The sequence below is a fragment of the Rhizorhabdus sp. P4_G6 genome, assembly GCF_056401045.1.
The window spans coordinates 1-13,422 of sequence record NZ_JBFUKC010000028.1 but is presented as its reverse complement, the minus strand read 5'-3'; the positions used below and the strand labels follow the sequence as shown (position 1 = coordinate 13,422).

General features: G+C 61.6%; 12 protein-coding genes. 9 read left to right on the top strand and 3 right to left on the bottom strand.

Going from position 1 to position 13,422, the window contains the following annotated elements; translation table 11 throughout:
- The 5 genes from AC1DPF_RS17665 (at nt 1) to AC1DPF_RS17645 (ending at nt 7,365) form a co-directional block, all read left to right on the top strand.
- The gene (locus AC1DPF_RS17665) at nt 1-1,377 is read left to right on the top strand and encodes an aminotransferase class III-fold pyridoxal phosphate-dependent enzyme (protein WP_477870502.1); all 1,377 of its coding nucleotides are present in this window, start codon (nt 1-3) and stop codon (nt 1,375-1,377) included.
- 63 nt (nt 1,378-1,440) lie between these two features.
- Entirely contained in the window at nt 1,441-3,834 is a 2,394-nt protein-coding gene (locus tag AC1DPF_RS17660) for a TonB-dependent receptor (RefSeq protein WP_477962662.1), read from the top strand.
- A gap of 164 nt (nt 3,835-3,998) precedes the next feature.
- The gene (locus AC1DPF_RS17655) at nt 3,999-5,138 is read left to right on the top strand and encodes a serine hydrolase domain-containing protein (protein WP_477962660.1); all 1,140 of its coding nucleotides are present in this window, start codon (nt 3,999-4,001) and stop codon (nt 5,136-5,138) included.
- 59 nt (nt 5,139-5,197) lie between these two features.
- Nucleotides 5,198-6,724: an aldehyde dehydrogenase gene (gene adh, locus AC1DPF_RS17650; protein WP_477962658.1), complete on the top strand. Its 1,527-nt coding sequence runs from the start codon at nt 5,198-5,200 to the stop codon at nt 6,722-6,724.
- 182 nt (nt 6,725-6,906) lie between these two features.
- Nucleotides 6,907-7,365, top strand: coding sequence for a nuclear transport factor 2 family protein (locus tag AC1DPF_RS17645; RefSeq protein ID WP_477870494.1), 459 nt, complete (start codon nt 6,907-6,909; stop codon nt 7,363-7,365).
- 305 nt (nt 7,366-7,670) lie between these two features.
- Here the strand turns inward: AC1DPF_RS17645 and AC1DPF_RS17640 are convergent, their stop codons facing one another.
- The 3 genes from AC1DPF_RS17640 to AC1DPF_RS17630 form a co-directional block, all read right to left on the bottom strand.
- Entirely contained in the window at nt 7,671-8,096 is a 426-nt protein-coding gene (locus AC1DPF_RS17640; RefSeq protein ID WP_477962656.1) for a nuclear transport factor 2 family protein, read from the bottom strand.
- Between the two features lie 27 nt (nt 8,097-8,123).
- Complete coding sequence (locus AC1DPF_RS17635) at nt 8,124-9,146, bottom strand: pyridoxamine 5'-phosphate oxidase family protein (RefSeq protein WP_477962654.1); 1,023 nt, start codon at nt 9,144-9,146, stop codon at nt 8,124-8,126.
- A gap of 247 nt (nt 9,147-9,393) precedes the next feature.
- Nucleotides 9,394-9,600 carry a nuclear transport factor 2 family protein gene (locus AC1DPF_RS17630; protein ID WP_477962652.1) on the bottom strand — a complete coding sequence of 69 codons (207 nt, stop codon included), beginning with the start codon at nt 9,598-9,600 and terminating at the stop codon, nt 9,394-9,396.
- A gap of 163 nt (nt 9,601-9,763) precedes the next feature.
- On the opposite strand from AC1DPF_RS17630, the gene AC1DPF_RS17625 reads away from it, so the two are divergent.
- From AC1DPF_RS17625 to AC1DPF_RS17610, 4 genes are all read left to right on the top strand, one after another.
- Entirely contained in the window at nt 9,764-10,612 is an 849-nt protein-coding gene (locus AC1DPF_RS17625) for an alpha/beta fold hydrolase (protein WP_477870486.1), read from the top strand.
- Nucleotides 10,609-11,394, top strand: a complete 786-nt coding sequence (locus AC1DPF_RS17620) for an SDR family NAD(P)-dependent oxidoreductase (RefSeq protein WP_477870484.1) — start codon at nt 10,609-10,611, stop codon at nt 11,392-11,394. The genes AC1DPF_RS17625 and AC1DPF_RS17620 overlap by 4 nt, the downstream gene beginning before the upstream one ends.
- Nucleotides 11,391-13,043 carry an AMP-binding protein gene (locus tag AC1DPF_RS17615; RefSeq protein WP_477962650.1) on the top strand — a complete coding sequence of 551 codons (1,653 nt, stop codon included), beginning with the start codon at nt 11,391-11,393 and terminating at the stop codon, nt 13,041-13,043. The genes AC1DPF_RS17620 and AC1DPF_RS17615 overlap by 4 nt, the downstream gene beginning before the upstream one ends.
- The coding region (locus AC1DPF_RS17610) for an isocitrate/isopropylmalate family dehydrogenase (RefSeq protein WP_477962648.1) at nt 13,040-13,422 on the top strand (383 nt) is incomplete at its 3' end. The genes AC1DPF_RS17615 and AC1DPF_RS17610, both read left to right, overlap by 4 nt.

Genomic DNA, 13,422 nt, shown 5'->3' with positions numbered 1-13,422 from the left:
ATGTCGACCACGCTTGCGCGAACCCCGGCTTACAGGGCAGATCGGACCCGCGTTGGCCAGTTGAATCAGCGTGAATTGGAGCGCTTTTCGGCACGCACCGGAAGATCGAAGGAATTGCTGGGCCGCGCGCGCAAGGTCATGCCGGCGGGAACGCCGATGTCCTGGATGGCCGGCTATTACATGCATCCACAGATCTACGTTTCGGGCGGGGAAGGATCGCGGTTCTTCGACGCGGACGGCAACGCGTACGTCGACATGAACGTGGCGGACCTTTCGGCCACGCTGGGCTATGGTATTCCGGCCGTCGAGAAGGCGATGGTCCGCCAGTTTCGCAACGGCGCGCATTACCTGTTGCCCACCGAAGATGCCGCAGCCTCCGCCGAATTGCTTGGGGACCTGATGGGGCTGCCGTTCTGGCAATTCACGCTGGCCGCGTCGGGCGCCAACACGGAGATCATGCGCATCGCCCGGCACATCACCGGGCGGCGAAAGCTGGTGGTCTTCGAAGGCAAGTACCACGGCCATATCGAGGAAACGCTCGTCAAGATCGATGGCGACCGCGTGGTGCCGGAATACCAGGGCCTTTCCGGACGCCGGGCGGAAGACACCATCATTCTGCCGTTCAACGACCTTGATGCCCTCGCGGCCGCGCTGGAATCCCGCGAGGTCGCGCTGGTCCTCACCGAACCGGCCCTCACCAACTGCAGCCTGGTGCTGCCCGATCCTGGCTATCTGGAAGGCCTGCGGCGGATTACGGCGGAAACCGGCACGATGCTGTGCATCGATGAATCGCACACCTTTTCCTTCGCTTATGGCGGCCTGACCCGGCTCTGGGGACTTGAGTCCGACTTCATCACGCTCGGAAAGGGGTTCGGATCGGGCCTCGCGTTCGCCGCCTACGGCATGACGGCGGCGATCGGCGAACACGTCGAGAAGCATCTCGACATCTTGCACCGCAAGCCCGGTATCGGTCTTGGCGGCACGCTGTACGGCAATGCGCTGTCGATGGCCTGCGCGCGCGCCGTGCTGGAACATGTGCTGACAGAGGAAGCATTCGCTCGGATATCCGAACTTGGGGCACACATGGCTGATGGCATCGATGCGATTTGCGGCGATCTGGACCTGCCGTGCCGCGCGTTCCGGATCGGGCCGCGCTCCGGCCTTTGCCTGACGCCCGAACTGCCGCGCAACTATGCCGAAGCGCGTCTCTCGATGGACCTCGACATGCTGGATGCCCGCCGCGTTTTCATGGCGAACCGGGGGTACTGGGACTGCATCGTCAGCGCGGGTCCGCAAGCGTCCTTTTCGCATAACAAAGATGAAATTGACGGATACGTGCAGCTCATGCGTGAATTTTTGACAGAACTGCAAACCTGAAAAGAGATAAAATATAATGTGTTAATATTGATTTTGTTCTCCTCTTACGGGACAGGGATTGACATGATCATAACAAAACCATCAACGAATTCAGGCACGGATAAGGGTCTTTTCCGGATGTTGCTTCTGGCGACTGCGGCAGCAAGTGCATTCGTCGGACAATCGCGCGTTGATGCGCAAGCATTGACGCCCGCTCCCGAAAGCCAGGCCGCGAACGGCGCCGGCGCCGAGGGCGGGGAAATCGTCGTGACGGCACAGAAGCGCGCAGAAAACGTCCAGAACGTGCCCATCGCGATGCAGGTCTTCAGCGGCCAGGCGCTGGCGCAGCGCAGCATCCTCACGATCGATCAAATCGGCAGCTCGGTCAGCAATACGCAGGTCTTTGAAAGCAAGGGTGCTAGCCAACCCAACTGGACCATCCGCGGCGTGGCTCTGTTCGATTACAACATCAATAATAACCCATCGACGGCAGTCTATGTCGATGATGTCTACCAGCCCTCGCTGGTCATGGGCGCCGCGGGTATCTTCGACTTGAAGCGGGTTGAAGTGCTGAAGGGGCCGCAGAGCGGTCTCTATGGACGCAACGCACTGGGCGGGGCGGTGCAGATCATCGGCAACGTACCCAGCGATGGGGATCGCGACGGATACATCACCGCCAACTACGGCAGTTGGAACCGCTACCGGATCGAAGGCGGGCAGACCGTCTCATTGGGCGGCGGCGCCGCGTTACGCCTGGCCGCTTTCCATGACGGCAGCTTTGGCGATGGGTGGCAAACGAGCCTCGCGGACAACAGCAAATGGGGCAATCCGGATCGCACCGCGGCGCGCGCGGTCTTTCATGCCGACCCGGGCAATGGTCTGGATGTCCAACTCAAGCTGCAATATATGCGCGACAAGTCGGAAACGCCGTTGGTCAGCGCCAACGGAGCTTATGATCTGTCGTCGAGCACGCTAGGCGGCTTGGTGTTCTGCCCGGGAGTGCTGGCGGGAAGGCTTGATAACTCGTCCTGCGGAACGCTGTCCCAGGTCATCGATCCCGGTTCGCTGTCTCCGGCCAGCCAATCGAAGGACGGGCGCACCGTGACCTCGCAGCCGATCGACCGGCTGGATAACGAGGAGTGGGGGGGCACCTTACGCGTCTCCTATGATTTCGGGCCTGCGAAGCTCACGTCGATCACCAGCTTTGACCATTTCGATTTCGGCTTTACCTATGATTACGATGCATCGGAACTCAATCTGGGCGGCTGGATGGAAGCAGCCGAGCTGGAGAGCATCGGCCAGGAAATCCGCCTGGAATCCGACGGTAGCAAACCGCTCCGCTGGATTGCCGGACTGCAGTATTCGCACGTCGATATCAGGGACCGGAAGCTGTTCGACTGGTCGGACAATGCATATGTTCAGGCCGGGTTCTCGTTCATTCCGTTGGCGCCCCAGGACGCGTTTCTGAACGTTTCCTACCGACAGACCACCGAATATCTGGGGCTCTATGGACAGTTCGACTATGACCTGACCCCGCGACTGACCTTGACCGGATCGCTGCGCTATTCTGACGAGAAGACCAATTATCGCGACGGCCAGGACGGGTTCGCCACAATCGGGTTTCCGCTGCTGGAAAACCTGTCCAGCACCTACCGGCTGGGCGACCACCTGACCGGGAAGGCCACGCTCACCTGGAAGCCGACTTCCGGCAAGATGCTCTACGCAACCGTATCGCGCGGGTACAAGTCGGGCGGAGTCTTCGGGGGCTTCCCCCAAACCACGGAAGACGTGACCCCGTACAAGGAAGAGATCATCTGGGCTTACGAAGGCGGGTTCAAGTCAGCTTGGTTCGATCGCAAGCTGCAGGTGAATGGGGCCGTGTTCTATTATGACCACAAGGACATCCAGGCCTTCACCACGCTACCCAGCACGCTCACGCCCGGACAGTTCGTCTTCCGCCTGGCCAATGTCGGCAACGGATACCACCTGGGCGCGGAACTGGACGCCACGCTGCGCCCGGTGCGCGGATTAAGCGTCGGCGGATCGGTCGGGTATCTGAAGGCCRAGGTCAACAAGAGCAATGTCCTGTTCTTCACCTTCGATCAACAGGCGATCCCGTGGACAGGCCTGCCGATCGACTATGCGCCGACCTGGAGCGCGACAGCCAATGCGTCCTACGAATTCGGCCTGACCGACGATCTCGATGCCAACATCGACGCGGATTACAACTATCGTTCGGCCCTTGTTCGCCCCCTTACGCCGGTGGACCAGGCCCTGCGCGGCATCGCGGGTTATGGTGTTGCCAACGTGCAGGTCTCGGTCACTTCGAACAGCCTGGGCGCGACCCTAGGGCTGTGGGTCAAGAACCTGTTCGATAAGGCCTATGTGATTGACAAGAACGGCGACGGCCTGGGAAGTTACTATCAGATCTACGGCGAGCCGCRCAGCTTCGGCGTTTCGCTATCCAAACGGTGGTAAGCGGCAGGCGGCTTTCCCCGCGTGCGCTTTCTGCCGCGGGAGAGGCCTGATTGCCGAACACGGAGCGGTGGGATGGGACGGCGGTGCGCCGCACGTCCCCCTCCGCACCGCTCCTCCCCATGCCTGGCGGTCGCATCATGCTGCACGCCCCCTGGAGTAAACGAATGCCAGTCAAGACCCCCGATGAAGTGGTGCTGTTTCGCGGCGACGACCAGATCGAAACGTTCCGCAACATGGCGCGCATCTTCCCCACGCGCAGGGTCAGCGCACCGTCCGTTGCGCGGCCGATCCCGGCCGGCCCGACGCGGATTTCCCTGCCCGAACGTTTCGTGTACGAAGGCACCCCGCGCGACACCGCCGCATTCCTCGACAAGGTCGCCACCACCGGCATGCTGGTGGTGCACCGGGGGCAGGCCGTGTTCGAAGGCTACTGGAACGGCACGACCGCCTCGACGCAGACCATGTCGTTCTCGGTCGTCAAATCGTTCGTAGCGACGCTCGTCGCCTGCGCCCTGCGCGACCGGCTGGTCGCCTCGCTTGAAGATGCCGTCGATCGCTATGTCCCGGCACTGGCCGGGTCGGGCTATGGCGGGGTTTCGATCCGCGACGTGCTGCAGATGTCCTCCGGGGTGCGTTGGAACGAGGATTATTCCGATCCCGATTCCGATGTCTCGCGCTTCGACAATGCCTTTCGCGGCGACGGATCCTTTGACGCGGTCGCCCGTTCGCTCCTCCGCAACCACGCGCCGGGCACGTATAACTGCTACAACAGCTGCGACACCCATGTGCTCGGGATGGTCCTGCGGGCCGCCACGGGGATGCAGCTGTCGCAGTATCTGGAGCAGGAGCTTTGGCATCCGCTGGGCATGGAAGACGATGCGTTCTGGATCCTCGATTCGCAAGGCATGGAATTTGCCGCGGCCGGGCTCAACGCGACGCTGCGCGACTATGCCAAGCTGGGCCTGCTCTATGCCAACGGCGGCGTAATCGGCGGGCAGCAGTTGTTGCCCGAAGGCTGGATCGAGGGCTGCAGCACGGCGATGGCTCCGCATCTCGTGCCGGGCAAGCGCACCAATGCGTCGTCGCCGCTGGGCTATGGATACCAGTGGTGGCTGCCCGACGACCGCGGCCCCTACACCGCGATCGGCGTCTACAATCAGTTCATCTGGATCGATCCGCAGCGAGACGTGATCATAGCCAAGACCTCGGCCAATCCGCTTTACGGCATCGACATGGCCCAGAGCGAAGCCGAGGAAATCGAGCATTTCGCCTTGTTCAACGAGATTGCCGCGTCGATCGCCTGACGGGCAAACGATCAGCCGCTGCAATGGCGAGGAAAAAACAAACTGGAAGAGGATGAGTCATGAACGCCTTGGCAGAAAACCCCAATGTTCAAACTCCCGCTGCTCCGTTCGCGGCTAGGTACGACAACTTTATCGGTGGCAAATGGGTCGCACCGAAGAATGGGCGCTATTTCGAGAACGTCTCGCCGATTACTGGCCGGATCGTTGGCGAGATTGCCCGCTCTCAGGCGGTGGACATTGAGGCGGCGCTCGATGCGGCGCATCAGGCGCAGGAGGCATGGGCACGGACACCGCCTGCGGAACGCTCCCGGATCCTGCTGCGCATTGCCGATCGCATGGAAGCGAATCTGGAAACGCTCGCGAGGGCCGAGACCTGGGACAACGGCAAGCCGATCCGGGAGTCGATGGCGGCCGATATCCCGCTCGCTATCGACCATTTCCGCTACTTCGCGGGCGTGATCCGGGCGCAGGAAGGTTCGATCAGCGAGATCGATCACGATACCGTCGCCTACCACTTTCACGAGCCGCTGGGTGTCGTAGGTCAGATCATTCCCTGGAACTTTCCGCTGCTCATGGCTGCCTGGAAGCTCGCCCCGGCTCTGGTTGCGGGCAACTGTGTCGTCCTCAAGCCGGCAGAACAGACGCCTGCCTCCATCATGGTATGGATCGATCTGGTGGGAGATCTGCTGCCGCCCGGCGTCCTGAACATCGTCAACGGCTTTGGATTGGAGGCCGGCCAGCCGCTGGCGTCGTCAAGCCGGATCGCGAAAGTGGCCTTCACCGGCGAGACGACGACCGGCCGCCTCATCATGCAATATGCCAGCGCGAACCTCATCCCGGTGACGCTCGAACTCGGCGGGAAGTCTCCCAACATCTTCTTTTCCGATGTCCTCGCGGAGGATGACGATTTCCTCGACAAGGCCGTCGAAGGCTTCGTCATGTTCGCGCTGAACCAGGGAGAGGTCTGCACCGCGCCCAGCCGCGCTCTCGTCTCCGAGAAGATCTATGACCGGTTCATGGAGCTGGCGTTGCAACGCGTCGCGGCGATCCGGCAGGGCAATCCGCTCGATCCCGCAACAATGATCGGCGCACAGGCATCGCAGGAACAACGCGATAAGATCCTGTCCTATATCGACATCGGCAAGCAGGAAGGCGCCGATCTCCTCATCGGCGGGTGCGTTGCGGATTTTGGCGGGGATCTGGCTGGAGGCTACTACGTGAAGCCGACGGTGTTCAGGGGCCATAACAAAATGCGGATCTTTCAGGAGGAGATTTTTGGCCCCGTGCTCGCTGTCACCACCTTCAAGGACGAAAGCGAAGCGCTGGAGATCGCCAACGATACGCCATACGGCCTCGGGGCGGGAATCTGGAGCCGCGACGTCAATACCTGCTACCGGTTCGGCCGAGCGATCAAGGCCGGGCGGGTCTGGACGAATTGCTATCATGCCTACCCCGCCCACGCGGCTTTCGGTGGCTACAAAAGCTCCGGCATCGGGCGCGAGACGCACAAGATGATGCTGGATCACTACCAGCAGACCAAGAACATGCTTGTCAGTTACAGTCCCAAGAAGCTCGGCTTCTTCTAGCACTGCTTTGGCAGATTGTGGTTTGGAGTGTTGCTGGGACGGCGTCTGCAGTACGGGCATGGTTTCGCAAAACGCTTTGGAATGTCGATAGTCGACTCGGTGGGGGCAGATCAGCGGGGATTTGCTTCCTAGCAAAAAACTGCTTCAAGCTCTTGCGGTATCGACCACCGGCGGAGACGGGCATGATGACTCTCGAGGAGATTTCCGATCGCATGGAAATTCAGCAGTTGATGATCGACTACAGCACCGCGATCGACGCCAAGCGGTTCGACGATCTCGACCACGTTTTCCTGCCGGACGCGTTCATAGACTATTCGGCGCTGGGCGGCGCAAAGGGCTGCTATCCGCAGATCAAGGAATATCTGAAGACCAGCCTCGGATGCTTTCCGAACTATTATCACATGATCTCGAATGCCGACATCAAGCTGGACGGCGACAGCGCGACCAGCCGCACCGTCTGCTTCAATCCGATGGAGATCGAACTGGCCGACGGCACGCGCCAGGTGATGTTCCTGGGGCTCTGGTATGTCGATCGGCATGTCCGCACGCAGCACGGCTGGCGCATCGCCGAGCGGAGCGAGATCGCCTGCTATGACCATAATGTGCCGGGGCGGCTGCTGGATATCGCCAAGGCGGACTGACGCGGTCCGGAGGCGTCCGGCTATGGCGACGGGACACGGCCCGCTAGTCTAGTGAGGACCGCGCAGGGGCGAGCCAGTTTCCTTCCCCTCAGCCAAGGCGCCCTTTCCCGGATTGGGCCGACGACGGCTTCAGCGGATGCAGCATTGCGCCATGGACGACTTCCACGCATTCGGCCGCGAGATGTTTTGCGATCTCCGCACCCATTGCGGTCGTCGATCCGGCCACGAATGCGCGCCGTCCAGCAATTCCAAGATCCATGTCGCCTACCTCATGCCGACGGGCTCCAATTCAGCCGTTGCGCCGTTCAGCGCCACGGCAGCGGCAACGGGACGCTCGCATCGGGGAAGCGCAGGCTGCAGTAGCGATGGTTGATCCGCCAGCCATCCGGAGTCCTCACCAGACGATCGCGGTATATGCCGGACGTCGCCCGGCCATCGGGCGTGACGATGATCAGCTTCGTATCGCAGGTCGCGCCATTGGCGCCGTCGGCTTCGATGACCGCGTTCGTAACGTGGTGGCCCCACGGGTGGACGGATCCGGCCCACATGTCGATGAGCGCCTGCAGTCCGTCGAGCATCGGGCCCCCGAACGAGGTGATGTCGAACTGGACATCGACCGTGAAAACTTCCCCGAGCCGTTCCCACTGCCCGTCGATCTGCGAGCATTCGTCCATGATATGACCATAGCGGCCCATCAGGTTGCAGATTTCGATGTAATCCTTGCTCTCCATCTCGACCTCTCGCTCGCCTTGGTTCAATCAGTTCGACCCTTCGGCCTTCGCGCCAGAACCGAATTTCGCGAACCGATGCCGTGCGAGCCGGGTCGGCGTGGGCACTTCCTCCGGGAGTGTCGGGATCGACTGACTCCGCCGGGCGACTTCTTCCGTCAGGCGCGTCATGAAGGTCTGCCTGAGATCCTCCGTAGGACTTAGCACCAACTTGGGGTCCATCATGCTCGGCAACTGCGGAAGTGCACGCTCGACCTTGAACCAGACGTTATCGCCTTCAACGTCCAGATCGCCGACAAAACACTCCAGCCCGATGTAGGACAGGTGCGCCTTGCCCTGCAGGCTCCAAGGCGTCCAACGCGGCAGCCGCAGCTTGAAACGATCACCGACGAGTTCGCAGCTGCGCAGCCGAATGGGTAGCGGATAGCCCTCGTCGTCGCACAGGGTAAGATGGGGAAGCACCCCACGCCCAAGACCATCCTGAGCGATCTCCTGCCATGGGCGCTGGGGCCAGCTTGGGGCGGCAGATGGCTTTCCGACAGGAGCCGGATCGGATTGCGGGAAGACAAATCCGTCCGGAGCTATCCAGACGTTCGGTGCTTCATCCATAGCGGCTGGATTGTCCCACCACATGATGAGTTGGGGAGTGACCTCGACAATGACGCGGGTCCAGTACCACACCGCCTTGCGCGCCTCTCTCCACGACAAGCCGTAACTGATGCCTTCGAATCCGGTCTCCGAAATGTATCGGCGCGCATTGTTCGCCAGGTCGGCATCGCGGACCGCTGCCCTGCCCCGAATCGAGACCACCGGCTCATTGGCACCGCCTTCCAGCAGCAGTCCTACCCGTGGGTTGCGGCGCGCCCGTTCCGCCTTGGCCGGATATGCCAGGCCGGTCGCCAATGCCAGGACCCCGAGGTCATCGCTTGGGAACACATAAGTCGGGGTGTTGATCGGAACGGCAGCAGCGCTGACTGTCGCATATTCGGTAAACGGTGCGCCTTCGATCACGCGGATAACGTTTTCGGGCAGAGATTGAATCGGGGTCATCATCTATTCTCCGGTAGCGCCGGGTTTGCGTTTCGCGTCTCGACCCGCAGACGATGAAGCTCGACGCTTCTGAACCGCCACTGGCCCTCGATGCGCGTATAACATTCGTGATAGTGGCCGAAACCATGCACTATCAGGCCCGGTGCCGCCGAACCAGAGGCGGTCTTCCATAGGCCAGATCCCGCTCGCCTCGTCCGCCGAGACCATCTCCAATTCGGGGTGAAGCCGTGATGCACCGAAACGACATCGTTCATCGCCCGGGACACGCCATCCCGCACGCCGACCGCTCCATCGAACGAAACTCCCGGCAAGTCATCGATCGGCCGCCCGTCGCATCTGCGGCGAACAACGACGCGAAGAGGTTCCAGTCCTTTGTGTCCACGTAGCGGAGGTACCGTGCCTTGAGATCGAGCAAGGCATTTCGATCTTCTGCATTCAAGCGCAGCCTGTCTTCCACATTCTGCCTTCCACATTCTCTCCGTTCCAACCGGCGCCTGGCGCCTGGCAGTTTCGCACAGGACGATAAGGCGGGCGATGCGCCCTGTCCTAGTTCACATGGACGATGCGACTATACCCGGCTGACGTATCGATCCAGCCAGAGTGCTTAAGGAGAGAAAGCCGTGGATTCTGCACGACCGATACCCGAGGGGAAATACTTTCAGACCCCGAGTGGTTATTCGATCCACTATCACGAGGCTGGCGTGCGCTCATCAGACAGGCCCAGCATTCTCTTTCTGCACGGTAGCGGCCCCGGCGCGAGCGGGTATAGCAACTTCAAGCTAAACTACCCGGCTTTCGCGGATGCGGGCCATCACTGCCTGGTGATCGACTATCCCGGCTACGGCTATTCATCCAAGCCGACCGATATCGATTATTCGACTGAATTCTATGTTCAGCAACTGCACGAACTCGTGACAGGGCTTGGCATCACGCAGGTCGTGCCCGTTGGCAACTCGCTCGGCGGGCTGCTCGCCACCGCCTATACCCTGGCCTATCCGGGCCTCGTTTCTCGCCTGATCCTCATGGCGCCCGGAGGCCTCGCTGATGGCAGCACTTATATCCCCTTCCAGGTCGGCCTCCATGCCATGTTCACATGGGTAACCGAACGGCCAACCGATCTTCCGACCTTCCGCAAGCTCCTGAGCTATCTGGTCAGCAGCCCGGCCTCGCTGTCCGAGGATGCCGTGCAGGAGCGCTTCGGCATTGCCCTGAGCCAGCCGAGCGAAGTCTGGACGCGGATGCGCACTGGCAACCATGCCGATCGCATTGCCGAAATTGCCTGCCCGATCCTGTGCTTCTGGGGTGCCAAGGACAAGTTCATCCCGCAAAGCCATGGCCTGGTACTGACCGAACGGGCCAAGGATGCCCGGCTGGTGATCGCCAGCAATTGCGGCCATTGGTACATGATCGAACAAAAGGATGACTTCAACGCCCAGTGCATCAAATTTCTCGGGGAAACGGCAGCATGAACCAGCACGAAGGCAAAGTTGCGATCCTGACGGGCGCGGGCACCGGCATCGGTCGCGCGACTGCGCAGGTTCTTGTGGCCAATGGCGTCCGGGTGGTTGCGGTCGGCCGTACGCGCGACACGCTCGAAGAACTGCAGGGCGAACTCGGGGCAACACTGGTTGCACCGCACGTGGCCGACGTGACAGCAGACGAGACTCCCGCAGCTTCGGTCGCGCTCGCGATCGAGCAGTTCGGCCGGCTCGATTACCTTGTTAACAATGCTGGCAAGGGCAAGCCCTTCCCCGTCCATGAGTCGACGGACGAGATCCTCGACGACTATCTCGACGTGCTGCTGCGAGCACCATTCCGCTATTGCCGGGAAGCACTGACGGCGATGAAGGCAGGTTCGGCGATCGTCAACGTGACCTCGACATACTCGATCCTGGGCGGTTTGCGCGGCGGAGCCTATTCGGCAGCCAAGGCCGGACTCAATGGCCTGACATTGCACATGGCTGCACAATATGGGCCCGAGGGCATCCGCACCAACGCCGTTGCTCCGGGCGTGACTGAAACCCCGATGACCCGGTACAACTGGGAAAACGAAGTCTTCAAGCGCATGAATTTCGAGATGACGCCGATGAACCGGACGTGCACCGCACAGGACATCGCCGAAGCCATCTGGTTCCTCCTGTCCGACCAGGCAGGCTTCATCAACGGGCAGGTGCTGGCCGTCGATGGCGGCTGGACAACAACCAAGTATCTCAGCGAAGAAGCTCGCCTTGTCGAGCGGGTGAAGCCATGACGACCACCGCCTCCGAGGTGGAGCGACGTGTTGTGGATGGCTGGTCCGTGCGCCACGATGCGCGCCGGGCCGAACATGCGCGCAAGGGCGGCTGGTGGCTCGATACCACGATCGGCGAGGCAGCCGCACAATTGGCCGCGGAGGAGCCTGCTCGCGTCCTGCTGATTGACGGCGAAGTTCGGCTGACGGCGGCGGATGTATATGCTTCGGCCAGTCGCCTTGCCGACGCCCTGCGTCAACGAGGCATCGGCAAGGGCGACGTTGTCTCCTTCATGCTGCCCAATTGGCACGAGGCCTGTGTGGTCTATCTTGCAACCGCGCTCGTCGGTGCGGTCAGCCACCCGCTGGTGACCAACTTCCGCAGCGCGGAACTGCTGTTCATGCTGGCGGACTGCAAGAGCCGCGCGATCTTCGTCCCTGCCAGCTTCCGCGGCACGGATTACGGAAAAATGATGTCCGACGTGTGCGGGCAGATGGCTTCGCCGCCTGTGGTCGTCGTGCTGCGCGGGCCTGCCGGTCCTCACCTTGGCTATGAGGCACTGCTGGCCGAAGGTGGAGACGATGCCGGTTTCGACCCGGTCGATCCCGACGCGGTTCGGATGATCCTATATACGTCGGGGACGACCGGGCGGCCGAAGGGCGTGGTCCACACGCACAACACGATCAATGCCGATATCGTCCAGATCCACCGTCACTGGAACCGGGGGCAGGATGCCCGATACCTGGTCGCCTCGCCGGTCAGCCACATCGGCGGTTCGCTCTACGCGTTTGAACTGCCGCTGCTCTACCGGACGAGCGCTGTGTTGATGGAACAGTGGGACGGCGAGGCCGCAGCCGCGCTGATCGAACACGAAGGCTGCACCCACATGGCCGGGGCAACGCCTTTCCTCCAGCATTTGCTCGACGCCTGCCGCAAGTCGGATCGCCGCCTGCCGAGCCTCAGGATCTTCATCTGCGGGGGCGCATCGGTCCCGCCATCGCTGATCCGCGAGGCGAGCGACTGGTTCGAGAACTGCATCGCCACCCGCGTCTATGGATCGACCGAAGTGCCCACCATCACGGTCGGATCGGTAGAACCCGGCGACAGCGACCATGCAGCCTTCACGGATGGCAGGGTCGGCGTCGGAACGATTGCGATCGAGAGCCCCGACGCCGAGGGCAACGGCGAGCTCCTCGCCTGGGCGCCGCAGATGCTCGTCGGCTATTACAATCCCGAGGACGAAGTCGGCGCATTCGACGAACGCGGGTTTTTCCGCATGGGCGATCTCGGCCGCATCGTGGATGAGGAGTATGTCGTCATCACCGGGCGGCAGAAGGACATCATCATCCGCAACGGGGAAAACATCAGCCCCAAGGAAATCGAGGATCTCCTGATCCTGCATCCCGAGGTGACCGAAGTGTCCGTGGTTGGCCTGCCGAGCCCGCGCACCGGCGAACTGGCCTGCGCCTTCGTCGTTCCGGCCGCGAACGCGGATCCTACGGTGAAGGACTTCGCGGTGTTTCTCGAAGGCCACGGCGTTGCCAAGCTGAAATATCCGGAGCGCGTGGTAATCCGCAGCGATTTCCCCCGTAATGCCACGGGCAAGGTGCTCAAACATCAATTACGCGAGGAAATCCTCGCAGAAGACGAACAGGGGGGAGCCGCGTGAAGCGCTACACTGTCGCCGTTATACCTGGAGACGGTATCGGCAAGGAGGTGATGCCGGAAGGAATTCGCGTCTTGACCAAAGCGGCCGAGATCTTCGGCTTCGCCCTGGACTGGAAACACTTCGACTGGAGCTGCGAAACCTATCACGCGACCGGCGCCATGATGCCCGAGGACGGCATCGCGCGTCTTTCACAGCATGACGCGATCTATCTGGGCGCGGTGGGCTATCCCGGCGTTCCCGACCATATCTCCTTATGGGGTCTGCTGATCCCGATCCGGCGCGAATTTGACCAGTATGTGAACCTGCGGCCCGTCCGCTTGCTGCCGGGGATCGACTGCCCGCTCAAGAACAAGAAGCCGGGTGATGTCGACTTCTGGGT

What these genes read in the sequence shown, in the direction of transcription:
- AC1DPF_RS17620 (WP_477870484.1), top strand. Translation starts at nt 10,609, where the DNA reads ATGAACCAGCACGAAGGCAAAGTTGCGATCCTGACGGGCGCGGGCACC.
- AC1DPF_RS17615 (WP_477962650.1), top strand. Translation starts at nt 11,391, where the DNA reads ATGACGACCACCGCCTCCGAGGTGGAGCGACGTGTTGTGGATGGCTGG.
- AC1DPF_RS17645 (WP_477870494.1), top strand. Translation starts at nt 6,907, where the DNA reads ATGATGACTCTCGAGGAGATTTCCGATCGCATGGAAATTCAGCAGTTG.
- AC1DPF_RS17640 (WP_477962656.1), bottom strand. Translation starts at nt 8,096, where the DNA reads ATGGAGAGCAAGGATTACATCGAAATCTGCAACCTGATGGGCCGCTAT.
- AC1DPF_RS17655 (WP_477962660.1), top strand. Translation starts at nt 3,999, where the DNA reads ATGCCAGTCAAGACCCCCGATGAAGTGGTGCTGTTTCGCGGCGACGAC.
- adh (WP_477962658.1), top strand. Translation starts at nt 5,198, where the DNA reads ATGAACGCCTTGGCAGAAAACCCCAATGTTCAAACTCCCGCTGCTCCG.
- AC1DPF_RS17665 (WP_477870502.1), top strand. Translation starts at nt 1, where the DNA reads ATGTCGACCACGCTTGCGCGAACCCCGGCTTACAGGGCAGATCGGACC.
- AC1DPF_RS17635 (WP_477962654.1), bottom strand. Translation starts at nt 9,146, where the DNA reads ATGATGACCCCGATTCAATCTCTGCCCGAAAACGTTATCCGCGTGATC.